The sequence below is a fragment of the Gottfriedia sp. NPDC058432 genome (genome assembly GCF_042721555.1).
Lineage (GTDB): Bacteria > Bacillota > Bacilli > Bacillales > Bacillaceae_G > Gottfriedia.
Genome location: NZ_JBHXLC010000020.1, coordinates 1 through 25,785 on the forward strand (window position 1 = coordinate 1; position 25,785 = coordinate 25,785).

A 25,785-nucleotide genomic window follows, 5' to 3' on the forward strand; every position below is an offset into this window, starting at 1 on the left:
AAATTATATATTTTGTAATAACAACTTTTCTAATTTTATATTTGATACATCGTATTAATCGATATTATAAAAATTAGATTCAACTACTCTATATTTATCTTTTAGATTTAGTTGTTATTGTTTTAGTAGATTCTAATTTTGTTCTACCTTTATCTTTATAAGTATATACCTTCAATTTGTAATAATTGTTAACGGCATCATGATCGGTATATAAAACTGATTTAAAATAATAAAGTTTAGGATTAGCATATAAACCTATATAAGCTGATAGTCCTCCAGCAAATGATTGTTGAGCTATTGTAGGTAAATATGGTGTTCCAAACGCTAATAAAGCTTGTATAGGACCCTTAATTGTATGCTCTAAATATGTATCAGTATATTTGGTATTTACATATTTCCAATCATAACCACCAGTATTAATTACTACTCTAGGCGCTATAATGTTTTCACTTACTTCTGGTTGAACTTTTACACTATAATCTCCTGCTATCGTTCCATCTTCATTATATATTACTGTCTCCGAGGAAAGCAATTCAACACCATCCTCAAGTTCAATAGGTTGGGTATATATTGTTTCACTTTTCTCTATACCATGTTCTAAAGCAAAATTAATGTCACTTTCAATTTGCTTAAATACATCTACTAAAGCTTCTTCTCCTTTAATATCTTTTGAGCTTTCCTCTGCATTTGCTGTGAAAGGAATTAAACCAATGAATAAAGCTGTTAATACTGCAATTAATTTTTTTTTCATAACTATCTCCTTTGTAAATTTTTATAAAAAAGACTTCCACAAATGACTGTGAAAGTCTTTTTTTATGGGTTAAGGTTACTTATAGTCATCAAATCGTTATTTATAATAATCATAACTGTAATAACCCTGTTAGTGATAGTTCTTAATTGTAACAAAGACATTCAATATTGGAATGTTGTTAAATGACAATATTTGGTATAATTAAAACCTGTCGTTTATAATTATTGGAAAGACAGGTTTAGAATTGTTCCATTGGGAAGTGGCTCAGAAAATAAAAAAAACTGCTAAGTTAGTCCTTAGCAGCTACTTTGTTAAACATTTAATTCTCTTGTTTTTCCGTTAGCGACAGCATCACTTAATCCACTTAACTCTCCACCAACTGTTCTATTTATAATTAAATTTGGATTAAAGAAGTTAATGAAATTATTCTCAAACTCATAAAGGGAATGAGTTTTGAAAGCATTCAATCTAGTCATATCTAACGCACTAAAACTATCTACTGACAACATAGAATTTTCTTTATTTCCGAATATTAAACGGTCAAATTCTTTTTGGGTACTCCAATGTGACATAACACGTTTTTTCATATTCGTACTTTGTCCGATATAAACTTGATTATACTCATCAAATATCATCATGTAATATCCTGAAACTTTTTCTATATCATATAAATTAGTAACTTTAACAAACGGTTTATCATCTATCAGAAAATCATCAATTTCTTTATTAAAATCTTTCATTATTTAATGAGTTAAAAAACTTCATATTCAAATCAAAATTATACAAGCAGTTTTCAGTATGGTTTTAACAAATGAATCATCATAGACTTTACCTTTAATAAACGAGCTTTTATTACTTACCTTTATGTAGTTATCTCTTGTTAGTTTTAGTCCATCTGCTTTCACCCTAATGTTTACTCATTGCCATTCTTAAACCCTCATCTCTATTTTATAATTACATTTATGTATTTTTTACGTTCTGCACCATTTGTTATATAGTTAGTCTACTCTCAATGCCTTAATCTTCTTCCTCTTGAGCTACAGATATAGAGATATCATCACGTACAACAGACAGTTTCTTCTTTTCACCATTTGGATACACAATACTCCAAAACTTATATCCATTGTAACGGTCTGTGTAATTTTCACCCTGAATGTAATTTACTGCGGCAATAGCAGCAGCCGAAGGACTACTGTATTCTTCTCCTTCAAAAAGGATCCTACCACTTGTTAGGTCGATTTCAGCCTTTGTTACGGTATTTCCATAAGTAGACTCTAGATTTTTTTCGTCTTCATTTAGTCGTGAATATATCTCTTTCCAAGAAATATTTGATTTACGAATTGGAGCAGACGTTTTGACCTTCCTCTTTTCAGGTGTCTCATTTTTAACCGCATCGAATATTTCATCTAATACATCTTTGTACTTATCATAGATAGCTACACACAACTCATCATTTACTCTTGCCATCGGCTTATTTACTCCTTTATAGACCATACGAAGATTATGGATATATTCCTCTAAAATATTTTTATTTGCAGTTGTAATTTTGGGATGATTCAAGCTAGGTACAATAACAAAATCATATAGACCTTGATAATCAATTTGAATAAACTCAGGACATTTTGGTTTTACTGTGCCATCTGGAGATAAAAAGACCTTTAATTCATATTGATACGAGTCATCTAAATGTTTTAAGATTTTCGTATAAGTTTCCGTCTGATCTTTGTTTTCTCTTGCCAACACCTTATTCTCCACAATAATTCTCACCAAATCATTCACCAAATACAAATCAAATCGAGCCCGTAATTCCTGATTTGTCTCTGGAACCACCACAGACTCTGCTACCTCAGTTGCAACTTCCATTTCCTCTAGTTGAAGTGAGTCCGATTCAATTAAATCAAAATCAATAACAGTTTTCTCATTTGATAAATTTTCCTCACAAATATAGTAGAGAAAACGCTTTAGTGGAAACGTACCTAAACTTAACGAAGACGTTGGTGAAAGCAACCAACTGATAAAAGAACTATGCATTGTTTCTCGGTGTCCAAACCCCAATAATTGAAATAAACTCTCTTTTTCAAAAGATTCTTGTAAACGCAAGAAATTAGGATCGCTAATCAACTGATTCAACTTGGTTTTTAACTCTTGCTCATTTTTTATCATCTTCTAACCTCTCATTCTAGTTCTTTACCCCCTAATTATATCGTAATCCCTTTGAGTTATTTAATAATTGATTAATTTATAAAATGCGGTATTACTAACGAATTTGCGGGCATTTTTTTATATCAAATTAAATATTGACAGATTCGTCACAAATAGGTTCAGCGTTGAGGTTGAAGCGCGAGGATTAATTTATAAGCTTCATAGATTAGATATAAAAATATTTTTGTCCAACTTTCAGATTGAATTTGCATTCTTTATATGAATAAAATGTGTTCGAAATTCAATTTTTTCGAGGCATTACTAGTAGAGGGATAACGTTTAGTGTCACAGTGAGATCTCTAAAGTACGAGAGTAGCAAACCAAAACGTTCCTTTGAGGTACCATTCTGGTTGGTGAAAGGAGTTTTTACAAGGGTTGTTTTCTGGTGGATCTTACATAATGTACCTTTACCTCCTATGCATTTGCCGTTTTAAGGAAAGACTCCTTTGTTCCTTTATAATGAACAGGGTCATAACTAAAGTTTTGACACCATTCATTATAATAATCAAAAAGCCGACTTCCGAGTTTGGAGAAGGGAGCGGTGAATTTATTAATTTCCAACTGTATTAGAATTAATTTTAAATAAAGTTGAATTTATTTAAAGGAAAATTATGGGTGGGTATAGAATAGTAAACTATACCTCAAAGATTTATCCTTTATGAATAAATCCCAAAAAGGAGTTGGTAGGCATGTCTAAATTTAGATTAATTCCTTACAAGCTGGAAGAAATTAAAGGTAGTACAAACGAAGTACCACCTGGTGTTAGTTTAATAGAAGCTAAATCTATTTGGGAAAAAGGGTTTCAAGGGGAAGACGTGGTCGTAGCAGTTATTGATACAGGCTGTCAGACAGACCACCCTGATTTACAAGAGCGAATTATTGGTGGATATAATTTTACTGAAGATTACGGTGGGGATCCTAACGTATTCTTAGATAATAACGGTCACGGTACACATGTTTGTGGAACGATTGCAGCTTCTGAAAATGGAGAAGGGGTAGTTGGAGTAGCTCCAAAAGCAAAACTTCTCGTTTTAAAAGTACTAACTGGTGCTGGTGAAGGAAGCATTGAATCAATTGTACAGGCTATTGATTATGCGACGAATTGGAAAGGCTCTAATGGAGAAACTGTTCGAGTGATTTCAATGTCATTAGGTGGTCCAGGGGATGATTCTTCGTTACATGAAGCGATTCAAAGAGCGGTTGAACAAAATATAGCCGTTGTATGCGCAGCTGGTAATGAAGGTGATGGGGATGGTTCAACCAATGAATATAGCTATCCAGGTGCCTACGATGAAGTTATAGAAGTAGGTTCCGTAAGTCTTCAAAAACGATTATCCGATTTTAGTAATACAAATGATGAAATTGATTTAGTTGCACCAGGAGAAAAGATTCTTTCAACGTATCCGACAAATCAATTTGCTGTTCTTTCTGGTACATCAATGGCAACACCACATGTATCAGGGGCTATTGCATTGTTAATTCAACAGTTTGAGTCTGAGAATAATGAGAAAATTACTGAACCAGATTTGTTCGAACTTCTAATAAGTCATACAGTACCAATCGGATACAGTAAGTTTGAGGAAGGCCATGGACTTTTAAACCTAGGCGTAAATGTACCCTCAAAATCTCCGAATGTATTAAAATAATAGGTAAAGTCCCGGGTAGTGTTGCTAGACTATTCGGGACTTTTTTGGTGAGTAAAAAAAAGTTAAAATTAATAGAGGTGAAATGATTGTTTAAAAATAAAATAACTGAACTTTTAAAGATAGAATATCCAATTATTCAAGCTCCGATGGCTGGGGGAATTACAACTTCAAATTTTGTAGCTGAAGTATCAAATTGTGGAGCTTTAGGTACAATTGGAGCAGGGTATATGACTCCATCACAAATCCGTGAACAAATTAGAGAAATAAAAAAGTTAACTAATAATAACTTCGGAATTAATTTATTTGTCCCAAATGAATTTATTGTTAACGAGAATGAAATGTCTAAATCTATGGATTTATTACAATCTTTTAATGAAGAATTAAATATAATACAAAATGATCGCATACAAGTTCAAAATTTTAATCGGTATAATGATACATTTCATGAACAAATAAAAGCGATTATTGAAGAAGGTGTTCCTATTTGTTCGTTTACATTTGGCATACCTTCAATGGAAATAATAAACGAGTTAAAGCTCCATAATATTATTTTGATTGGAACAGCAACTACTGTAAATGAAGCGATTGAAATTGAGAAATCAGGAATGGATCTTGTTGTCGTTCAAGGTAGTGAAGCAGGTGGACATCGAGGTAATTTCTTAAACGATAATGAGGAAAGTTTAATTGGATTAATGTCGTTAATTCCACAAGTAATTGATCATGTTCGTATTCCTGTAATTGCAGCAGGAGGAATTATGGACGGAAGAGGTTTAATGGCGTCCCTTTGTTTAGGGGCGAAAGCTGTTCAAATGGGTACCGCTTTTTTAACCAGCATTGAAAGTGGGGCTCATGAGGTACATAAAAATACGATTCTAAATTCTACCGAAGACCAGTTAGTTTTGACTCGTGCATTTTCAGGGAAATGGGCAAGAGGAATCGAAAATAAATTTATTACCGAAATGAAAAAATACGAAGCTGATTTACCACAGTTTCCCGTTCAAAATACGATTACCCAAACAATGAGAAAAGCATCCTCGGTACAAAATAATAAAGAGTTTATGTCACTTTGGTCGGGACAAAGTCCTAGATTATCTAAAAAGGACTCGGTAGAAAACTTAATAAATGAAATAATGGATGAAGCTAAAAAACTAATTCAAGGTATAGAAAAATATTGAGTTAAATGCTATGAATATAGGTTGGTACTAATATTTTTGATTAGGAGGCTTTATCATTATTCGACAGAAGACTCCTTCCTCAATTACGTGAAGGTGTGATAACACCAGTAATAGGTGGGAGATGAATGTCGGTTAGGCGGGGTATGTCTAAAGGCTTTTTTGTTGTCTGCTTCATAACTCAATGATATGCTCAGGCTTAAGTAAAAGAAAGGCTGATATTAAAGTGAAATTAGAAATCAATAATTATGTTCAAACGTGCCTTTCCACAAATTAGAAAAGTGCTATCGGAAGAAATGTTTTGATCAAGAAGTTTCTGCTTACTAACTACTGGTGGTTCTCCCATCAATATAGTTAAGAAATAAATTAAAAATTAAGGAATGAAGTGAGGTGAAAACAATGCTAGTCAATAAAGCATATAAATTCCGTATCTATCCACTAAAGAACAGGAAACACTAATCGCCAAAACGATTGGATGTAGTCGTTTTGTATTCAATCACTTTTTAGGACAATGGAACGACACATACAAAGAAACTGGCAAAGGATTAACATACAATTCTTGTTCTGCTGAATTAACAAAGTTGAAAAAAGAATTAGTATGGCTCAAAGAAGTTGATAGTATTGCTCTTCAATCCCCACTGAAAAACCTCGCAGATTCGTATTCACGATTCTTCAAAAAGCAGAATAACGCACCACGCTTTAAATCTAAAAAGAATCGCGTTCAATCCTATACAACAAAAGAAACAAACGGAAATATTGCCGTTGTCGGAAACAAAATGAAACTACCTAAACTTGGTCTTGTTCGCTTTGCTAAAAGTCGCGAAGTACATGTTCGTGTTTTGAATGCAACCGTTAGACGAACTCCAAGTGGTAAATACTTTGTATCCATTCTTGCAGAAGTAGACGTACTACCACTAGAGAAAGCTGAATCATCGATTGGTATCGACTTAGGCATCACTGATTTTGCCATTTTTTCTGACGGAAGCAAAATTGACAACAATAAATTTACTACCAAAATGGAAAAAAAACTAAAACGTGAACAGCGAAAACTTTCAAGACGTGCGTTACATGCTAAACAGAATGGGATTAACCTTTTAGATGCAAAAAACTATCAGAAACAAAAACGAAAATTCGCTAGATTACACGAAAGAGTAATGAATCAACGTGATGATTTCCTTAACAAGTTGAGTACAGAAATCATCAAAAACCACGATCTAATCTGTATCGAAAACCTGAATACGAAAGGAATGTTACGTAATCACAAATTAGCCAAATCGATTTCTGATGTATCATGGTCTGCTTTTGTTACGAAATTAGAATATAAAGCTACGTGGTACGGTAAAACAATCATGAAAGTGAGTAGATGGTTTCCATCCAGTCAAATATGTTCCGATTGTGGGCACCAAGATGGTAAGAAACCTCTTGAAATAAGGGAATGGACCTGTCCAATTTGCCACGAACATCACGATCGAGACATAAATGCCAGTAAAAATATTCTAGCTGAAGGCTTACGAGCATTGGCTTTGGCTTAAATAATCATAGAACCGTAGGAATCTACAGGGATAGCTTGGCAAATAAGAGAAACCTCTGCTGGCAAAGAAATAACGCTAGCAAGTATGCTCAGTTCCCAAGAATCTCCCACTTCACACAACCAGTAAGGGTGTTAAGTAGTGAGTAGTTCAAGAATTATTGTGAAGGTATTAGAGAAAAGATAGGAAATGCTCCTTTAATTATTGTTCCTCCAAGCGTTGCTATCCTAAATGCTGTAGGTGAAATCTTATTTTATCAAAACGGAGGAGATAATTGGGGGATACCAGGTGGGATTTTACAATTAAATGAATCTGTTGAAGAATGTATTAAACGATCTGTTCTTGAAGATATTGGTCTTAAGTTAAATTCTTTATCATTAATTGGAGTATATTCCGGAGCAGAATTTATAAATAAAGTTGAGGGAAGCGGAGATGAATATCATACAGTAGCAATTGAGTATATTTGTACAGATTTCGAAAATGAAATTTGTCCAGATCAAAATCAATCAATTGAAGTCCAATTCTTTCATTTAAGTCAATTGCCTGATGATATCGATCCGTTTATTAAAAGTCAGTTGAAAAAATTAAAATTTTAGACAAGTAAAAAAGGTTCTAATAGGTTTTTTTCGAAGAACCTATATTTAGAACCTTTTTTGTATTTTTTATCAGTTACTTTTGAAGCATACGATCAATATAAGATTTTATAGCTTCAATTTTACCAGATACTTGTTCTTCTCTTTGTTCATCTTTTTTTATTTTATCTAAAGATTTTTCCAAAATCGTTTTTGCTTCCGCTTGAGGGATTACAACTACTCCATCTGCATCACCAACAATAATATCGCCTGGGTTAACTGATGTACCTCCACATGAGATTGGAATATTAATTTCGCCTATACCAATTTTTCCACTTGCAGCTACAGTTGTTCCTTTACAAAATACTGGGAAATTTAATTTTTTAATACCGCTGATATCGCGGATTACCCCATCAACAACTATTGCACTAACACCCATTGTTTGCGCCATTCCAACAACAAAGTCCCCTGCAATTGCTCGGTATTGATCTCCTTTTGCATCGATTACGATGACATCACCTGGATTTGCTTCACGAATTGCCTTCAATACAGCTAAATTATCTCCAACAGGGATTTTAACAGTCAGTGCTCTTCCAACAAATCTATATTCTTCTTTTAAAGGCTTTATTGACGGATCCATATTATTTAGCCCATCCATTACATCTGAAATACAAGTTGTTGGTATATTTTTAAATTGATTAATAATAGAAATCACTCCCATATAAATCATTTATTTTATAAAATTATATAAATAATTTGATCTCGTGAGCATTTCGAAAAAATTATTAAGCTTGATAAAAAATAATTATCGAATTAAGAAAGGTTGCAATAGATTAATATCGAATAAAATAAGTTGATAATAAAAAATAAAATCGTTAATCAGTTAATAAATATAGAAATGTTTGATGTTGAATTCAAAATACTTTCTAAAATAGTTCATGTAAACAATGAATACGATTGATTATCAATACATTATTAATAATATTTTACATTAAACTATATATAGAACATCTTGTTTCATTTAATTGAGGTTGTTGAGAATGTAATGTAACGTGATTGACTTCATTATTTAATATATAGATTTAACCTTGTATAGTAACATTTAATTAAGGAGTTGAGGTGCTTGAGAAACAAAACTAAATACGTTTATTTAACACACAAGGTTAAAATAGAATCCACTGAAAAACTGGAAAAGCTATCCCAACTTACAGGGAAAACTAGTGCAGAATTAATTGAAAAAATGATAGAAGAAATGTATGACCTCCATATAAATTCAAAAGAAAATGAAGAAGATCTTATTGAAGTTCTTGATGACGAAAATTTATTTGATGAAATTACAGATCAAGAAATTAGAGATGCCGAGCTAAGATGGAGAAACTCAAAACAAGGGGTTAAAGATTTTAGTCAAAGAATGGAAGATTGGAAGAAAGAAGAAAAAAGGAAAAATGCCGAGAAAGCAAAAGAATATAAAAAGAAAATAGTTGATTGGGCAAGAGTCTGGGAAGAGTATTTAAGAAATTACTCTACTTCAATCAAGAAAAATAAAAAACATAATTTCAAGTATTTCGATCCGAATGATAGTGCTGAAGTTTGGAAGAAACAAATGAGGGAATATACTAAGCTTTGGCACCCTGATTATGCACCGGACCATGGAAATCCTCAAAAATTTGGTGAAATGAAAGCTGAATATGATATTTTAAGAGGCAAAATTCCTACTGAAGAATATAGTTTATAAATTAATCGGTAATACATATAAAGATTCAATCTATGGTATCGTTTTATAAGAATAGTAAAAAGTAGTGGAACTAAAATCGTTCCACTACTCATTAAACCTACTCTATTTAATCTTCTTCTTTTGCACTATCCTCAGCAATTACTCTTAGTTCTTGATAAAAAAGATCATGATTACATTCTGGATTTTCAGTTTGTTTATATTTGTCTACAATTTCAAGTAATTCACCAGTATCACCTTTTGCATTGATAATTTCTAATATTTGATTCATATCATCAGTATATTCATCATCTTTTTTCATTACAGACCCTCCATTCACATTTAGATGTTAATTATTATTTGCTAGCATTATGAAAAAAATAGATCGATTTTTGAAAAATATAGACACCTAATTAAAAATTGGTAGATTTTCATACAAACCCCACCATTTGTTGGTCTTGGCCAGACAGTTCATACTTCACTTTTTTTAAATTAATATTAAAATTTGAATTTTCTAGCGGAATAGTATAATTTGGATAGTAATTATGATTACGAAAATACTATTGATTAACTATATACTGGAATAAAGTAGTAAAATCTTAATCATAAATGATCGAAAATGGTGGGGGATAAGAAATGAACTTTAACTTTAATGAAGAACATAATAGAAAAAATACAAATAGTACAAAGTGGGATTCAGTTGATCGAGTATTTGGATGTACGGAAGTACTACCTTTATGGGTTGCCGATATGGATTTTGCTTGTGCACCCGGGATTGTAGAGGCTATGACGAAACGAGCTCAACATCCTATATATGGTTATGGACATATACCAGAAGAATTTTTTGAATCAGCAATGAATTGGGCAAGTAAACGTTATAATACATCGATAAAAAGAGAATGGTTAACAAATATACCTGGTGTAGTTCCAGCATTAAATTTAGCCATTGATGCTTTCACAAAACCTGGTGATGAAATCATCATTCAGCCACCAGTTTACTTTCCATTTTTCAGTACTATTAGAAATAATGGAAGAAACATAGTTGAAAATTCTTTAATTGAAGAAGATGGTTATTATTATATGGATTTAGAAGATCTAGAAAATAAAATTACTTCTAAAACTAAAATGATTATTTTATGTAGCCCTGCAAATCCTATTGGAAGAGTCTGGACAAAAGAGGAATTATCAGGTTTGTTTGAAATATGTAAAAAGAATAAAATTGTTGTAATAGCAGATGAAATTCATGCTGACTTAGTCTATAAGAAAGGTAGTCACATACCTTTTTATTCATTAAGTGAAGATGCAGCAAATATGAGTATTACATTTATGTCGCCAAGTAAAACATTCAATATTGCAGGCTTATTTTCGTCACTTGCTGTTATTCCAAATCAAGAATTATTTACTGAATTTTCTCATGCAATTGCTCGTTCAAGTTTAGAAAACTTAAATATTTTTGGAATTGAAGCAGTTATCGCTGCTTATAACGAAGGTGAAAAGTGGCTTGATGAATTATTGATTTATTTAAAAGGAAATGCGGAGTTTATACATAATTACTTAAAAACAAATATTCCGGGTGTAAAAATGAGAGTTACAGAAGCAACTTACTTAGGTTGGCTTGATTTTAGAGGTTTAGGCCTAAGAGGTGACCAATTAAACGAATTTATGATTAATGATGCTAAATTAGGTTTAAATGAAGGTCGCGGTTTCGGAATAAATGGAGATGGTTTTATGAGATTGAATTACGCTTGTACACGTAAAACATTAGAAGAAGCCATGACACGATTAGAAAAAGCTGTAAAAGCTAAGATGAAATAGATAGGGAGATGGCATTTATGACGTTAAAAATTACACCATGTATTGTAATGAGTGGTAACGCTAAAGAAGCAGTTCATTTTTATGAAAGAGAACTTGAAGCAGTGGTTCTTACTATGCAAACATACGGAGAAATGCCAATTCCTTGTCCAGAAGCATTAAAGAATAGTGTTGCAAATGCCATTTTAAAAATCGGTGAAAGTGACCTTATGTTATTCGATGCCCCGATTCAATCGAATCCGGTTATGGACAAAGAATCTAAACAAAATACACCTAATTATGAAAATAAAAAAGTAGAAGTCACCATTAATCTTTCGATTGATAGCGTAGAAAAAACAAAGCGAATTTTTAATTCATTGCAACAAGATGGGCACGTCATTGCCCCGCTAGAAGCAGTACCATTTAGTCCCGCATTCGGTACAGTTACAGACAAGTTCGGCGTTACATTTATATTGATAACTCAAAAATAAAATATAAATAATTTATTAGTTTGAAATAGGGAGAATAAATGGACAACATAAATGTTGAATTAGTAAAACAATTAATTAAAGAACAATTTCCAATTTGGTCTCACTTAGAAATAAAGCCTGTAGAATTAAGTGGCAACGATAACAGAACGTTCCATTTAGGGGATCATATGAGTGTAAGATTACCAAGCGCAGAATGCTATGTTCCTCAAGTTGAAAAAGAGCATAAATGGTTACCTATTTTAGCGAATAAACTAAGATTACCAGTTTCTAAACCGTTAGCAAAAGGAAGTCCTAGTAAATACTATCCTTGGCCATGGACCATCAATGAATGGATTGATGGAGAAACTTCTATTAAAGAAAATATAATTGATTTAAGTCAATTTGCAAGAGATTTAGGTCTATTTTTAACTGAGTTCCAGTCAATTGATACTAATGGAGGGCCGATTGCAGGAACGCATAATTTCTTTAGAGGTGGAAACTTAGCTGTATATGACCAAGAAACTAGAGATTCAATAGATCAAACTCAAGAGATTTTTAACAAAGATTTACTAACAGAAATTTGGGAAACAGCTCTTAGCTCCAAATGGGAGCGAGAACAAGTATGGGTACATGGCGACATTGCGCCAGGAAACCTACTTGTTAAAAATGGCAAGCTATGTGCAGTCATTGATTTTGGAATACTAGGAGTAGGTGATCCATCATGTGATGCCGCAATGGCATGGACATTTTTCGATACACGCAGTAGAAATGTTTTTAAAAACGTTTTGAACTTTGATGACAATACTTGGAATAGAGCAAGAGGATGGGCTCTCTGGAAGGCTTTAATTACATTTAATGCGAATAAAGAGAATACTACATCAATTAGAGAAGAATCATTTAATACCATAAATGTAATTATGAACGATTTCAAATCTTGATAGAAAATTTACGAGTTGCCTAATAGCAGCTCGTTTTTTTTATCTTAGAATTTCTGTTATAGCTCAAATAAAAAAGTTGAAGCTGCAATTAAATCTTGTAAGTGCAAATAAAATAGCTGAGCTACAATTAAAACTCTGAAAGTGCAAATAAAATTGTCAAATCTGCAAATAAAATTTTGTGAACTGCAAATAAGTTACCAATTTTGAATAAATAGAATGAAAACTACAAAAATTAATAGAAATCATTATTAAAAAGACTTTAAAATCGATAAAAAACAATCAAATATACCGTGAAAATTGCTTAGAGAAGACTAAAAATTCTTCTCTATTTTTATGTAGATAAAAAAGTAACGGAATATAAGCGGATATGTGAAAGATTTACAAGGAAAAAACATGAAAGTATTGATTCTTGTTCATACTAACGTTGGGAGGAATCCGACTATGTTGCAAAAATTACTAGCTAGTTTATTATTAATGACGCAATCAGTTGAACTACCTGACAGCTTAACTGTTATTCAACAGGGGCATCCGATTGCCGTAGTTAATCGTGAAGATTTTACAATGTCGCTTCCAGGTACACCAGTGATAAACGATAAAAAGTTTACTCAATTTATGGAAAAACTTGATCAAGAAATTTACCGTAACCCTATAAATGCGACAATTAATGAACAAGGTAGAATCGTACCAGGTCAGGTAGGATACAGGCTTTATAAAAAAGAGTTCAAGGATAAATTTACTGCATATTTTTATAGTAAAGGACCATCTAAAATTGAAGTACCAGAGTTAGATATTTATCCTAAAGTTGATAGTGAATTATTAGCTCATATTAGAATTCAACAAATTGGACAATATGTAACCTACTTTAATTCGAATAATAAAAGTCGAGTACATAATATTTCACTGGCAGCAAAAGCGATTGATAATTACGTAGTTTTTCCTAATGAAGTTTTTTCTTTTAATAAAGTAGTAGGAGAAAGAAGTGGAGCAAAGGGATACAAACGTGCGCCAGTCATTGTAAGGGGGGAATTGTCTGAAGGAGTTGGAGGAGGAATATGTCAAGTGTCTTCTACCCTGTTTAATGCAGTAGATCGCGCTGGACTAAAAATTATTGAAAGATATTCCCATAGTAGACGAGTACATTATGTACCAGCAGGCCGTGACGCTACAGTTAGTTGGTATGGTCCAGACTTCCGTTTTCAAAATAAATATAATCAGCCTATTTTAATTCGGGCAAAACAATATGGTGGAAGTATGATTGTTACGCTTCATTCTTCCGATGTTATCAATTATGAAATAAGAAATGTACCTATAGCTCCAAAGCGTTTACCAGAAGAAATAAATACTGAAAATGACAAACATTCTTCAAATCCTTCTAGAAAAGGAAAAATAATTCCACCGCATAAGTCTGTAGGGGATTAAAGAGTAATACATACAAAGTAAACCCCACAAGGGAAAGTAATGATCCTTGTGGGGGTTTTTGTATTTTGTTAATATATCGTTTGCAATTTTTTTCGGACAGCGGTCTATTCATTAAACTTGTTCTTAATAAAAATAATGAAAGTCTAATCCTTTCAACACTAGACTTATAGAAACTAAGGATTTAGAATTATAAGAAAGATTGGAAAACAAAGGAGAATTGCATGACAAAAATAAATGTATTATTTGATTCGAAGGATATGGAACGAAATACATTACCTTATTACTACGATTACGGAAAGATCATTTCAACTATTCAAAGTCAGCTATTTGATACATTTGGGGTAGATTTCCAAATGTATTCAGATGAGGATACAACAAATGAAATCTGGGAAATTCTTGAAGAAGATCTTAAAGAAGAATCGAGTGAAGTTCAATTAATCAGCCATATTTATAATGAGCTTGAAACAAAAACTATTTCTTCGAATCACACTGATAAAAAGATGGAACTCATCATTAAACCAAGGGTCGAAAATGGATTATATTATTATCCGAATTACGGAGTAGCTTTATCTAAAGCGATGATCTTTGAAGCGGATAATCAATATAATAGAGATCTAATTTTTGCTAAAAATGATTCATGTCTTTCATCCTTTTTTCAATACGTACTTAAAAGAAAACGAGATTATATTAAAAATTATGTAACAGTCTATACAGATACAGATGACGGTGTCGAAACGTCAATTGAAAATATAACAAAAATGGTTAGAAGAGAAGATGTATTTTTAGAAGAATCATTAAAACGAGAAATTTATCGATCAATTGACCATTTCTTTAATGAAGGTCGAGATTTCTTTAAAACATATGATATCCCCTATAAACGAGGATTTTTATTATATGGAAATCCTGGAAATGGAAAAACAACATTAGTAAAATCTATTGCAAGTAGTATTAACGCACCGGTTGCATATTGGCAAATTACTGAATATACATCAAGTTACACAATTAAAGAAGTCTTTAGTTCAGTGTTAAAATTAACACCAATGGTACTAGTAATCGAGGATATTGACAGTATGCCTGCTTCGGTTCGCTCGGTATTCTTAAACACAATCGATGGTGCAACTTCTAAAGAAGGTTTATTTTTAATTGGAACGACTAACTATCCTGAAAGAATCGATCCAGCTTTAATGAATCGCTCTGGAAGATTTGATCGTGCATATGAAATTAAACAACCAACAAAAGAAATGCGTTCTGACTATTTACAAAGGAAAAATTTAAATCGAATTTTAAATAATGAAGAATTACAGCAACTAATCGATTTAACGAATGACTTTTCTTATGCTCAATTAAACGAGTTATATATTTCAATCATAATTGAATGGGACTGTGAACAAAAAGTAGATATCATTCGACTATGCAACGAAATGAGAACAATTTTGCGCAAACAAAAAAAGCAAAATTGGGAAAAGAATCAAACTGTAGGTTTTTCTTTTGAATAAGTGAGCAAAAAATAAATTAGGGGCAGTCATGACTATCATGACTGCCCCTAATGATTAAATGGATAGAATCCTACTCGATGCTTTTATTGATTATAAAGTTAGCCCGCCATCTACAAGAACAATTGAACCAGTCATATAGCTTGCTTTATCTGATGCTAAGAAAGCAACCATTTCAGCGAGTTCTTTTGGATCAGCATAACGACCCATTCTCATATTTGGAAGGTCTTCTGGAACATAACCACCTGTTGCAAACTGAGCTTCAACACTTGTTGTTAATGCTGTTTTCACACCTCCTGGACAAAGTGCATTAATTCGAATTCCTTTTTTCGCATATTCTAATGCAGCGCCCTTCGTTAAGCCTACAACCGCATGTTTGCTTGCAGAATATACTGCTACACTGTGTTCAGGACGAACCCCTGCAGTAGAAGCAGTATTAATAATAGAGCCACTTCCTTGCTCCTCCATCACCTTTAACACATATTTCATTCCAAGGAAAACCCCTTTTACATTGATCGACATAATGCGGTCAAATTCGGATTCTTCTACTGAAGTGAAAGGTGCGAACTTTTGGATAATACCTGCATTGTTGAAAAATATATCAATACGTCCAAATGTTTCGACTGCTTTATTTACATAATTTTGCACATCCTCAGTTTTCGAGACATCTGCTTGGATGAAGATACCTTCTCCACCTTGTTCTTTCACAAGTTTTAACGTTTCTTCTCCTGTTTCCTGATTGAAATCGACTAATACTACTGTTGCACCGTTACTAGCAAGTTTCAAACTGCTTGCTCTTCCGATTCCACTACCTGCACCAGTTATGACAGCAATTTTATTTGATAATTCCATGTCTAATTCCTCCTTGCTTATACTTCTTACAGGAATCATTATATTGCTTGTTTAAAAATGCTTATTGTATTATTTTACGATTAATAGTATTTATTAAATATAGTTTTTAAAAATGGACTGAATTAAAAAGATATTGAAGGGAGAGTATAGAATCAATGGAAATAGACATACAAGATTTACAATATATATGTGAGCTTATTTATAAAGTTCATAAGATACCTGTTTATTATGTCAATCAATTTGGTGAGATTGAATACGATTTTTCAAGTAAAGAACTACGGGATCATCCATACAACAGCCCGTTCAAAGAGCAGATTAGTGTGTATACTTTTGAAGATAATCCAAAGGATTTTCCTATATTCTTCTCTAATTCAAATTTGAACTTTTTCTTTGTCAATCTTAAAAAAATGAATCTATTTTTAGGTACCATTGTTTTAGGTCCTACGCTTGATTCAGAAATATCTGGTGAAATGATAAGCAAGATCATAGATGCTTTTAATGGAAATCTAAATAAAAGGAAACTCATTGAATACTATTATTCAATCCCAATTATTGATAGTCAACAATTCCTAACGATCAGTCTATTGGTTTATTATTTGATGTATCATAAAAAGCTTGATCAAACGATGGTCATTCAAAATAATGAAGAGTTGAACCTTGATATGATTGTATTAGAAAATCCGGAACTTGAGCTTTCAAAAGGGAGAAGGAATTTTATTTTTCATTCCAATCTTTCATATGAACGGGTTTTGCTTGATTATGTCAAAAACGGAAGGATAGATAAATTAAAGGATATCTTCGATTACTCTATAATCGGTGAGGCGGAATTAGGATTATTGTCGAAACGAAATCGCCTAAGAAGTGAAAAAAATTTAATGATAACTGGGATTGCTCTTGTTTGCAGAGCGGCTATTGAAGGTGGTTTAAATGATGAAACTGCCTTTACCTTAAGTGATTTCTATATTCAACAACTCGAGGAATTAGGAAGCTTAAAAGCAATATTAATATTAACGGAAGAAGCGATAATGGATTTTACCAAACGTGTGCACCAATTAAATGAAGAAAGATATTCTCCAACAATTACAGCTTGTCAACATTATATTTATGACCATCTTTATGACGATATCACCCTTGATCATCTTGCACAAATATGTCGGTTAAGCCCGAATTACCTATCATCATTTTTTAAAAAAGAAGTTGGTATACCAATAAGTGAATACATTCAAAGGAAACGAATTGACGAAGCAAAAAAGCTATTACAATTAACAAATTATTCGATTTCAGACATCGGCACATCGTTAAATTTTAACGACCAAAGTTACTTTATAAAAATCTTTAAAAAATACACAGGTTTAACTCCCAAGCGGTTTAGAAATGATCATTTTTCCGATCATACATCGTCATAATTAATTATCAATGAACATTTGAGCAACAGATCAAATAAGTTTACTAGCATTCATAACATATACTTATTTAGTTTTTAGTCGTAATGACGGATCTATTCTTTTATACCGTTTCTATTTATAAGTAGAGTTTGGTTAAACCTAATAGTTGATTTTGCTTAGGCTAAAGGGTATATTACTTCCAATATATGTCATCGTATAATTGTGTGAAAAGTGAGAATAACAGTGCAAATGGAATCTGTAACCCAAAACGGATATACTTATGTAAGTAATAATCCAATACAATATATTGATACGAATGGTAAATCACAAGCTGGTATTGGTATATGGGACGAGCCAATGGGTTCAACTGCAGGGAGTGTTGCAGGTACTGCTATTGCAGTTGGTGGAGGAATCTACGTTGGAAATAAAATTAAAGCAAAAAAAGCAAAAAAGGTAAAAAAGGTAAAAGTAAATAGAATAACTGCAGATGAAATAATTTCAAAAGAAAAAAAAGGTAGCATTAGAAAAGAATTTCCAACTGAATGGTTAGATAATACAATTGAGGAAATCGAAGAAGCTGCAAAAAAGGGACTTAAAAATGCTAAAAAAGCAAAGAAATTACTTACCGATAAAGAATTTAATAAAGGTTCTAATTCTAAAAGATCTAAAAAGGGTAAATAGATTTTTAAATTAAAATCCATCTCATGGGGAATTGTATATGCTAAAAAGCAATATACGAATGTATAATAACTATAAACCCCATCCTAAGAATGGGAAGGTTGAACGGATTTTTTTAATTTGTAAATTGTATTGGGATAGTTAATTGTTAATATAAGCTTGAAATTTTAAATTTAATTCGTACCAAAATTGGTTATATAAAAATTAGATTTTAATAGTCTGTACTTGTAAAAAATATAAAAGAACTGATTCCCTTCCAAAGAATCAGTTCTTTTATTAAAGGAAATATTATGCTAAAAAGATCTGTATTGACTAAAGAAAAATAAATTTAGGAGCTGAGACTAGTGAATTTGGATTTAAATGCCTTTTTAAATAAGTTGGAAGAAAGTAATATAGCATATAGTTTAAAAAAAGTTCGTGATGAAGGCATTATGATAGCTATTCGTGTACCAGGTGAACGATGGGAGGTAGAATTTATGAATGATGGCACAGTAGAGATTGAAAAGTTTATAAGTGATGGGGATTATTATGATTATAAAGAATTAGAGACATTATTTAGGGAATTTAGTGATTAACATTTATTTTATTCGTTCAATTAATTATTTATAGAAGATATGGCTATCTCATTTTAATTTTGAAACTATAGAGTACGATAAAAATATTAATCGTACAAAAGTAACTTTATCAAACAGCCAAGTTGTTTACAAATATGATTCTTTGAATCAATTAACATCTGAAGAACTTCCAGATGGAACAAAAAAGGTTTATAGTTATGACGGGTTTGGTACCGTACAAATATGAAAGTAACTAAAGATGGTGTAATAACTGAAACAAACTCCCAATTTAATAATGAAAATCAATTAACTGAATATGGTAATGACCCAATTCAGTATGATTCTGATGGTAATCGAACAGATGATGGAGATTATCATTACAAGTGGAATCCATTAGGCCAACTAATTTCAGTTACGAAAAACGGAGAAAGTACACCATTTGCGACATATAAATATGATGAACAAGGCCGTCGTATTGAGAAGACTGTTGATGGTGTAATAACTAAGTATTTTTATGATGGAGACAGTATTAACCTCTTATATGAAACTGATGGTGATGGTGTAGTTTTACGATCTTATGTTTATTCAGCAACTGGTCAGCGTCTTGCGATGAAAACCCAAGGGCAACTGCTTTATTATCATTATAATTCTCATGGCGATGTTATTAAATTAACAGATGATAATAACCAAATGGTTGCTACATATTCATATGATGCATGGGGGAATGTGACTGAGTCTAATGCACAAGGTTTAGCTGCAAATAATCAATTTGGTAGGGAAATAGGACGAATTGAAAAGACTTTATTTATATTAGACTATATTTTTACGTCGAAGAGTACAACGTGGACTAAATAAAGGGGAAGCGATGAACGCATTAGCTAGAGCTATCTTCTTTGGAAAACAAGGAGAATTTAGAGAAAAATCTATACAGGATCAGTTACAAAGGGCAAGCTGTTTAAATCTTATAATTAATTCAATCAGTATTTCGAATACAGTTTATCTTTCAAAAGTACTGGAACATATGAAAAGAACAGGACATTATCACGAAGAATAACTATCACATGTTTCACCATTAGCATGGGAGCATATTAATTTTTTAGGAGAGTATTCGTTTAAGTCTGAGTTCTCGTACTCAGGTACTGAATTACGTCCTTTAAAAATATAAAACAGCCTGATTTTTTTACTTAGAGTAAAGAAATCAGGCTGTTTCTGTTTAATATATCCCTTAGCGTATAAAATCCGCGTTTTGACGGCAGGACCCCTAGTTGAAAAAGGAATTAATAAAATATGTAAATAATTAATTGTATCTTCCTCAATCTATTATACTTTTACGATTAAAATCAACTAAATTAGGATCTAATTAAGCGCAATTAAATAAGACTGCCGAAGCAGCCTTTATAATGTTCAACTATGCATGGGTTAGCGGGATATCATATGTTTATTAAATTAAGGATATCATCACTTTTTGTTTGCTGTTGAAAATATTTTTTTCTTTAAAGCAAGTCTTTTATCTAATTCATTAAATTTTTGAACTATGTCGGGCATATTTTGTTTATCTGCTAGTTCTTTCCCTTTTTTAATAGATGTGGAAGCTTCATCAAATAAATTAGCTTTTATTTGTGAATCTGCGAGGCAATACCAATAAAACCAGGCATTCAACTTTGATATTTTTTCTTTATAAAAATTATCTATTGTTGGATAGTACTTCGAAAATAATTGTTCATCAAAAACAATCTTACTACCATTCCAACTCATAACATCCACTAAATAACTATCTACTAAAAACATCTGCCAAACTGCAATTCCTACTTTATTTTTCTCAATTACTAGATCAATTTCATTATTTGGGATATCGGCAATTTGTTTAAATTTATTATTTGACCATTTATAAACATCAAGATTGCCACCAACTGCGGCACCGATAGTTACACCAAATAGATACTCTTTTGTACCGTCACCCGTAATGTCAGCTAAGCCGGAAAAATACAAACCGACTCCTTGTGTTTCTGTCTCCCATATTTTTCGCCATTTGTTATTATCGTTCATTAATAAAATTGCTCCGTACTGAGAAGGGGAAGGTTGAGTCTGTGCTTTAGTCTCATATGTTACTATTATTTCATTGATCCCATCATGATTAAAGTCATAAAGTTGAATTGGCTTTGTATTGGGAGGTTTTTCTGGACTAATTAGTATAGAATTTTTGGGTAAAAACTCCTTTACAACGTTTGTTAAGTCATTATTTTGATCCCGAATTTGAACATTTCCTATCGAATTGTTTATAACCAGTATAAAAAGTAGTAAAATTTTCATTTCATATTACTCCTTAACTTTTATTATTGTTGGTTATAATCCCCTAAAAGCATCTTATATATTATGGTATTTTTTTTAAAAACATTTAAAACAAAATCCACATTTCCATATTTTAAGAAATAGGAAATGTGGATTAATCCAAATTTTATTTATTTTTTTTTATACCTATTGAATAACTAACTATTACTCCTTTATCTGTATTCCATAATGTTTTTACTTTCTTGGTTTTAAAATTATAATATGAAAGCATACTTTTCTTTGGTATTTCTATTGCATTATAATTCTTACTATTATTCAAACTTGATAAAAAAAAGAATCCTTTTTTATTAACGTCGTATTTTACAGCTCTTATATTCGAATAATTACTCTTACTTTTAAGAATAGTATTTTCCATACCTGTACTAACATTAATCTCTTCAACCTGAGTTATTGAACTATTTAAAGATTCATTGAAACTTAATAATATTGACCTTTTATCTGATGAGAGAGAAACACCTGTGATAAACTTCTCAATATTATTTATATGTCTTTCAATTTTTCCTTCAGTATCCAAAATATCTATACTATATTTTGGAGGAGACATAGTAGTTTGATTTTTATTAGCCTCCTCAAGTTTTTCTGTAGCTTCTGCAACAGAAAATGAAACAACGGCTAAATTGTCACTTTGGTTATAATCAAAATCCAAGATACTATTATCATTATTAGATTCATTCCATATTTTTAAGTTATTTGTTTTAATATTATAAGTTGCAATATGAAAATTCCGGAATTCATTTCTTAACATAACCCTCATGAATATAATATTTTGTTTTTTGTCAATTTTAATAAAATCCATATAACTTAGTTCGGTTGTTAATTGTCTTATTTGATGGGTTTTCAAATCTCTTACAAACAATTGTTTTGTATTATCTTTACTTTTATCAGTAAAATACAATTTATTATTATTAGAATAAGAGTATGAAACGGATGGACAAAATCAGGTAACAAAGTCGTTTATTTATTCTGAATCTGGCCAACTACTCGCGATGAAGAAGGGAACCGAAAAATATTTCTATCATTACAATGCACATGGCGATGTTATTGCTTTAACAGATAAAAATGGCCAAGTTGTCGCATCTTATGAATACGATGCGTGGGGTAACCCATTAAAAACAGAAGAAGATACTGTAGTAAATGATAACCCATACCGTTATGCGGGTTATCAATACGATGAAGATACAGGTTTCTATTACTTGATTGCAAGATATTATCATCCTACACATGGTGTATTTTTATCACTTGATCCAGATACTGGAGATGAGGATGATATACTTACACAAAATGGTTATGTGTATGCAAACAATAACCCAGTGAAATTTATTGATCCAGATGGAAATTATAGACAAATAATTGGGCAATTGGGAAAAATACTAGGAAAATATGGTAAAAAGGGATACAAGGCTTCAAAAAGTTATATTAAGAAATCTTGGGAAAATAGGAAGTGGGATGTTAAAGGTCCAAGCAAGGATGGTAGAATATTTGCAGTTATTAATAGAAGAAAAAAAGCAAATAAAACTACTGATTCAAGATTATTTGGAATAGATTACCATCAAATAAGAGAAAATAAAAAACGGACAACTAAAAAAGTCCTTCATTTTCATTGGAGATATAAAAAGAATAAGCATTATTTTATTTACCCCTCCAGGAAGAGAATAAACTGGGAGTGAGTCTGTTAGAATAGGAGTTTATGTATGTATTTAAAATTTCAAAAGATTAATCCAACAAAAAATCAGCAATTATATATATCAAATAGAAATTGTAACTTCTATGAAACATATTTTGGTGATAGTGATTTTAAGGATTTGACAAAATTACTGAAAAAAGATGTTAAAAAAGTAATCTATCAATATGATAGTGATATTTTAGAAAGTTATAAAGCTTTGTTTTTCGAAGAAGGAATTAGTTATAATTTTTTTAATTCTAGAAATAAAAAAGAGTTTATTATTTTTAGCAACATCAAAGAAGAACAAATTGAACTAATTCTTGAATCTTATTTTCAAGTTTGCTCAATAAATGGATTGGGCTTACTTTGTTTAGGAGATGATATTCAAATTGAATTTGAAAAAAGTTCTAAATTATTATATTTAGAAAAAATATTTGGAGAGAGTTGGTTCCCTAAATGTACACTTGGTAAAAAGTCAGCATGTTTATATCTGCAATTTGATGCTGGATCACTAGTCTTAGTTGAAGAAACCGATCATTACATGACTAAAATTGGTGAATATTGGGTAATTAAATAAGGCTTTATTAATGGAAATTGAAGAACATTTTATTTTCTTCCTATTTTACATGTGTGTAATATCTGAGATATTATTTAATTGTTTGAATTTGGCTATTAAATTGTAAATATTTTAATGAATTCTATATTGCAATAGTAAAGAGTTGTTTTGGGATATTACATAATTTGTAATATCCTCTTTTTACTAATATAGGCTGTTTGAAACTATCAGTGTTTTGGTATAAAGCTCTGTACTTATTACATACTTTTACTTATTAAAAATGACGGGTCCTATACAAAGAGGTTAACTGCCCATAATTTGCCCATAAAATTATATCTTTTCGAACCTCAGCTAAATTAGATGGAAAGAAATATACAAAAATACATACTCAAATGTTCGAAATTTCAGATTGGGCGAATAAACAAGAAATTGTAGAGGGGATGGAGAGTTTATACCATGATCCCAATATGAAGATAGCATTAGCTATGGAAACCATGCAGACAGAAACGGAAGAACAACATGAAAAAGTAACTCATTATGCTTCCAATGTAACTGCAAAAATTCCTGAGGAAGCATTTATAAAATTTACTGAGAGACATTGTATCGACGCGAATTATTATCATATTCAGAATCGTAACGCCTCATTTCTTATTGCGATATTTCGAGAACTGGAACAAATGTATGGGGTTACACGTGAGAAATGGTGGTGGCATAATAGTACGTTTACTTTCTGGTACTACCGATTGAAGGATGATCGATTAAGGTTAACACTTGAGCTTGGTCCACTGGAATCTTATCAACGGTTAGCCATCATCAAAAGACTAGAATCATTAGAGCTCTCTTTTTCCACTCAATCGAAGCAACCAACCGCAAATATACTCGTATATTTTCAAAATCTAAAGTCATAACTAATTGGGAAGATGAAGAATTGATTTATGAAGAGATGGAATTGTTGTTTAGTGACCCAAAAATCAAGAGATCTTAAACAAAATCGAAACTTTAAAAAGTCCAATTCCATTAGAAAAGCAATGAGAATTCTAGTTTTGTTTATTTACTAGTCGAATACTTTGCGAATGTTAACTAAATAGTAATATTAAAAAATGTCTGAAAATCCAATGTGATTTTCAGACATTTTTATATGGTTAGGGTACCATCGTTGATTTTTAACCATTCTTTTCGTTGTTCATAATCTGGTAGTAGCATCTGTAAGGTATCCCAGTATTCTTTGGAATGGTTCATATGTTTTAAGTGAACTAATTCATGAGCGAGTACATAATCAATGATAGAAGTGGGGGCTAAAAAGATACGCCAATTTAAGAAGATGTTTCCAGCAGGTGTACAACTACCCCAGCGTTGTTCTTGTTCTTTAATGACAACTTTTTGTGGCTTCAACCGAGATAGATAATGTTTTGCGACGTCCACTTGTCTTAAGTGTATACGGAATCGAATTAATTGATTTCCAAATTGAATTGAATGCATCAATCCATTCCATTAGCATTAAAAGAATGTATTTCACGTATTGCTTATCTGACGGATCAAACGGTTAAGGATCTTGGTGAAAACATTTGCAGAGAAGGATTATCTTCTAAACTAGTCATTGAAATATTATCTCAGAATTTCAAAAGAGATTACTGGTATAATTCTACGTTACTAATCGGTGATCTCGGTAGGCATTCTTTACAAAGAGTGAGTCTAGGTTCTGATAGTGATCGGATAACGCTAAAAGTGCCTTATGAGCTGAATGAAAAAATTAAGGCCCTTACCTATTCTCTCGATGTTACACCTTCAAAAGCAACTGCTCTATTAATGTATTTAACATTAAAAAATACGAATTTTATTAATGAATACATAAAAAAATATAAAACTTCAAACTTAAATTATCATTTTGTAAAAGAATTAAAGGAAATATTGGCTTTTATTAATAAGAATAACAGCTACAATGAAGTGTATGCTTGGAGTGCATTTCTTTCTTATCTATACGGTGAAATGAGAGGTAACAAAGTGTTTGTGTCAGAAGAGATTTTTCATTGGATAAAAGCCTACGAATAAGAGGG

General features: G+C 31.5%; 24 protein-coding genes and 5 pseudogenes. 20 read left to right on the forward strand and 9 right to left on the reverse strand.

Translation table 11 applies throughout. The features are described 5' to 3' along the window. Positions 1-94: 94 nt before the first annotated feature. The 3 genes from ACFWM3_RS17805 to ACFWM3_RS17815 all read right to left on the reverse strand — a co-directional run bounded on the left by ACFWM3_RS17805 (position 95) and on the right by ACFWM3_RS17815 (position 2,914). Positions 95-751: a hypothetical protein gene (locus ACFWM3_RS17805; protein ID WP_390312297.1), complete on the reverse strand. Its 657-nt coding sequence runs from the start codon at positions 749-751 to the stop codon at positions 95-97. Between the two features lie 311 nt (positions 752-1,062). Continuing rightward, the gene (locus ACFWM3_RS17810) at positions 1,063-1,386 is read right to left on the reverse strand and encodes a GIY-YIG nuclease family protein (RefSeq protein WP_390312298.1); all 324 of its coding nucleotides are present in this window, start codon (positions 1,384-1,386) and stop codon (positions 1,063-1,065) included. Positions 1,387-1,768: 382 nt separating this feature from the next. After that, the gene (locus ACFWM3_RS17815; RefSeq protein ID WP_056470175.1) at positions 1,769-2,914 is read right to left on the reverse strand and encodes a PD-(D/E)XK nuclease family protein; all 1,146 of its coding nucleotides are present in this window, start codon (positions 2,912-2,914) and stop codon (positions 1,769-1,771) included. 728 nt (positions 2,915-3,642) lie between these two features. Here ACFWM3_RS17815 and ACFWM3_RS17820 point away from each other — a divergent pair. From ACFWM3_RS17820 to ACFWM3_RS17840, 5 genes and pseudogenes are all read left to right on the forward strand, one after another. Continuing rightward, positions 3,643-4,599, forward strand: a complete 957-nt coding sequence (locus ACFWM3_RS17820) for a S8 family peptidase (RefSeq protein ID WP_390312299.1) — start codon at positions 3,643-3,645, stop codon at positions 4,597-4,599. An 86-nt stretch (positions 4,600-4,685) separates the two neighbouring features. After that, positions 4,686-5,774 (forward strand): NAD(P)H-dependent flavin oxidoreductase, encoded by a 1,089-nt coding sequence (locus ACFWM3_RS17825; RefSeq protein WP_390312300.1) that lies wholly within the window; start codon positions 4,686-4,688, stop codon positions 5,772-5,774. Positions 5,775-6,019: 245 nt separating this feature from the next. Beyond that, positions 6,020-6,136: pseudogene (locus ACFWM3_RS17830) on the forward strand (IS200/IS605 family transposase); the annotation flags it as partial. 34 nt (positions 6,137-6,170) lie between these two features. Then, positions 6,171-7,303 (forward strand): annotated as a pseudogene (gene tnpB / locus ACFWM3_RS17835) (IS200/IS605 family element RNA-guided endonuclease TnpB). 221 nt (positions 7,304-7,524) lie between these two features. Next, a complete protein-coding gene (locus ACFWM3_RS17840) occupies positions 7,525-7,896 on the forward strand; it encodes an NUDIX domain-containing protein (RefSeq protein WP_390312367.1) in 372 nt (123 codons plus the stop codon). A 73-nt stretch (positions 7,897-7,969) separates the two neighbouring features. Here ACFWM3_RS17840 and ACFWM3_RS17845 read toward each other — a convergent pair whose 3' ends face one another. Beyond that, complete coding sequence (locus tag ACFWM3_RS17845; RefSeq protein WP_056471145.1) at positions 7,970-8,587, reverse strand: RraA family protein; 618 nt, start codon at positions 8,585-8,587, stop codon at positions 7,970-7,972. A 408-nt stretch (positions 8,588-8,995) separates the two neighbouring features. On the opposite strand from ACFWM3_RS17845, the gene ACFWM3_RS17850 reads away from it, so the two are divergent. Beyond that, a complete protein-coding gene (locus ACFWM3_RS17850; RefSeq protein WP_390312301.1) occupies positions 8,996-9,607 on the forward strand; it encodes a hypothetical protein in 612 nt (203 codons plus the stop codon). Between the two features lie 106 nt (positions 9,608-9,713). Here the strand turns inward: ACFWM3_RS17850 and ACFWM3_RS17855 are convergent, their stop codons facing one another. After that, a complete protein-coding gene (locus ACFWM3_RS17855; protein WP_056470162.1) occupies positions 9,714-9,905 on the reverse strand; it encodes a hypothetical protein in 192 nt (63 codons plus the stop codon). A gap of 314 nt (positions 9,906-10,219) precedes the next feature. Here ACFWM3_RS17855 and ACFWM3_RS17860 point away from each other — a divergent pair, with 314 nt between their 5' ends. The 5 genes from ACFWM3_RS17860 (at position 10,220) to ACFWM3_RS17880 (ending at position 15,697) form a co-directional block, all read left to right on the forward strand. Beyond that, positions 10,220-11,398: a MalY/PatB family protein gene (locus ACFWM3_RS17860; RefSeq protein WP_056470159.1), complete on the forward strand. Its 1,179-nt coding sequence runs from the start codon at positions 10,220-10,222 to the stop codon at positions 11,396-11,398. A 17-nt stretch (positions 11,399-11,415) separates the two neighbouring features. Next, entirely contained in the window at positions 11,416-11,865 is a 450-nt protein-coding gene (locus tag ACFWM3_RS17865; RefSeq protein ID WP_390312302.1) for a VOC family protein, read from the forward strand. A gap of 38 nt (positions 11,866-11,903) precedes the next feature. Beyond that, a complete protein-coding gene (locus tag ACFWM3_RS17870) occupies positions 11,904-12,782 on the forward strand; it encodes an aminoglycoside phosphotransferase family protein (RefSeq protein WP_390312303.1) in 879 nt (292 codons plus the stop codon). Between the two features lie 441 nt (positions 12,783-13,223). Beyond that, the gene (locus ACFWM3_RS17875) at positions 13,224-14,201 is read left to right on the forward strand and encodes a VanW family protein (protein WP_056470151.1); all 978 of its coding nucleotides are present in this window, start codon (positions 13,224-13,226) and stop codon (positions 14,199-14,201) included. A gap of 221 nt (positions 14,202-14,422) precedes the next feature. Beyond that, the gene (locus ACFWM3_RS17880) at positions 14,423-15,697 is read left to right on the forward strand and encodes an ATP-binding protein (protein WP_390312304.1); all 1,275 of its coding nucleotides are present in this window, start codon (positions 14,423-14,425) and stop codon (positions 15,695-15,697) included. Between the two features lie 90 nt (positions 15,698-15,787). On the opposite strand, the gene ACFWM3_RS17885 is transcribed toward ACFWM3_RS17880, so the two are convergent. Further along, positions 15,788-16,546 (reverse strand): SDR family NAD(P)-dependent oxidoreductase, encoded by a 759-nt coding sequence (locus ACFWM3_RS17885; protein ID WP_056470148.1) that lies wholly within the window; start codon positions 16,544-16,546, stop codon positions 15,788-15,790. A 155-nt stretch (positions 16,547-16,701) separates the two neighbouring features. On the opposite strand from ACFWM3_RS17885, the gene ACFWM3_RS17890 reads away from it, so the two are divergent. The 5 genes and pseudogenes from ACFWM3_RS17890 to ACFWM3_RS25000 form a co-directional block, all read left to right on the forward strand. Beyond that, positions 16,702-17,952 carry a helix-turn-helix domain-containing protein gene (locus ACFWM3_RS17890; protein WP_390312305.1) on the forward strand — a complete coding sequence of 417 codons (1,251 nt, stop codon included), beginning with the start codon at positions 16,702-16,704 and terminating at the stop codon, positions 17,950-17,952. 228 nt (positions 17,953-18,180) lie between these two features. Then, positions 18,181-18,612, forward strand: coding sequence for a hypothetical protein (locus tag ACFWM3_RS17895; RefSeq protein ID WP_483867274.1), 432 nt, complete (start codon positions 18,181-18,183; stop codon positions 18,610-18,612). A gap of 341 nt (positions 18,613-18,953) precedes the next feature. Further along, the gene (locus tag ACFWM3_RS17900) at positions 18,954-19,184 is read left to right on the forward strand and encodes a hypothetical protein (protein WP_390312308.1); all 231 of its coding nucleotides are present in this window, start codon (positions 18,954-18,956) and stop codon (positions 19,182-19,184) included. A gap of 222 nt (positions 19,185-19,406) precedes the next feature. Beyond that, positions 19,407-19,847 (forward strand): annotated as a pseudogene (locus ACFWM3_RS24995) (hypothetical protein); the annotation flags it as partial. Between the two features lie 90 nt (positions 19,848-19,937). After that, a pseudogene (locus ACFWM3_RS25000) lies at positions 19,938-20,328 on the forward strand (Tn3 family transposase); the annotation flags it as partial. A 293-nt stretch (positions 20,329-20,621) separates the two neighbouring features. Here the strand turns inward: ACFWM3_RS25000 and ACFWM3_RS17915 are convergent. Then, positions 20,622-21,473, reverse strand: coding sequence for an FG-GAP repeat domain-containing protein (locus ACFWM3_RS17915; protein ID WP_390312309.1), 852 nt, complete (start codon positions 21,471-21,473; stop codon positions 20,622-20,624). 145 nt (positions 21,474-21,618) lie between these two features. Further along, positions 21,619-22,353, reverse strand: coding sequence for a hypothetical protein (locus ACFWM3_RS17920; protein WP_390312310.1), 735 nt, complete (start codon positions 22,351-22,353; stop codon positions 21,619-21,621). A 103-nt stretch (positions 22,354-22,456) separates the two neighbouring features. Here ACFWM3_RS17920 and ACFWM3_RS17925 point away from each other — a divergent pair. From ACFWM3_RS17925 to ACFWM3_RS17935, 3 genes and pseudogenes are all read left to right on the forward strand, one after another. Continuing rightward, positions 22,457-23,179: pseudogene (locus tag ACFWM3_RS17925) on the forward strand (RHS repeat domain-containing protein); the annotation flags it as partial. A gap of 24 nt (positions 23,180-23,203) precedes the next feature. Then, entirely contained in the window at positions 23,204-23,752 is a 549-nt protein-coding gene (locus ACFWM3_RS17930) for a hypothetical protein (RefSeq protein WP_390312312.1), read from the forward strand. Between the two features lie 419 nt (positions 23,753-24,171). Continuing rightward, positions 24,172-24,639 (forward strand): hypothetical protein, encoded by a 468-nt coding sequence (locus ACFWM3_RS17935; protein WP_390312313.1) that lies wholly within the window; start codon positions 24,172-24,174, stop codon positions 24,637-24,639. A gap of 226 nt (positions 24,640-24,865) precedes the next feature. On the opposite strand, the gene ACFWM3_RS17940 is transcribed toward ACFWM3_RS17935, so the two are convergent. After that, complete coding sequence (locus ACFWM3_RS17940) at positions 24,866-25,210, reverse strand: M48 metallopeptidase family protein (RefSeq protein WP_390312314.1); 345 nt, start codon at positions 25,208-25,210, stop codon at positions 24,866-24,868. Here ACFWM3_RS17940 and ACFWM3_RS17945 point away from each other — a divergent pair. After that, positions 25,205-25,780, forward strand: a complete 576-nt coding sequence (locus ACFWM3_RS17945; protein ID WP_390312315.1) for a hypothetical protein — start codon at positions 25,205-25,207, stop codon at positions 25,778-25,780. The two genes, ACFWM3_RS17940 and ACFWM3_RS17945, sit on opposite strands and share 6 nt — an antisense overlap. The last annotated feature ends 5 nt before the right edge of the window (positions 25,781-25,785 follow it).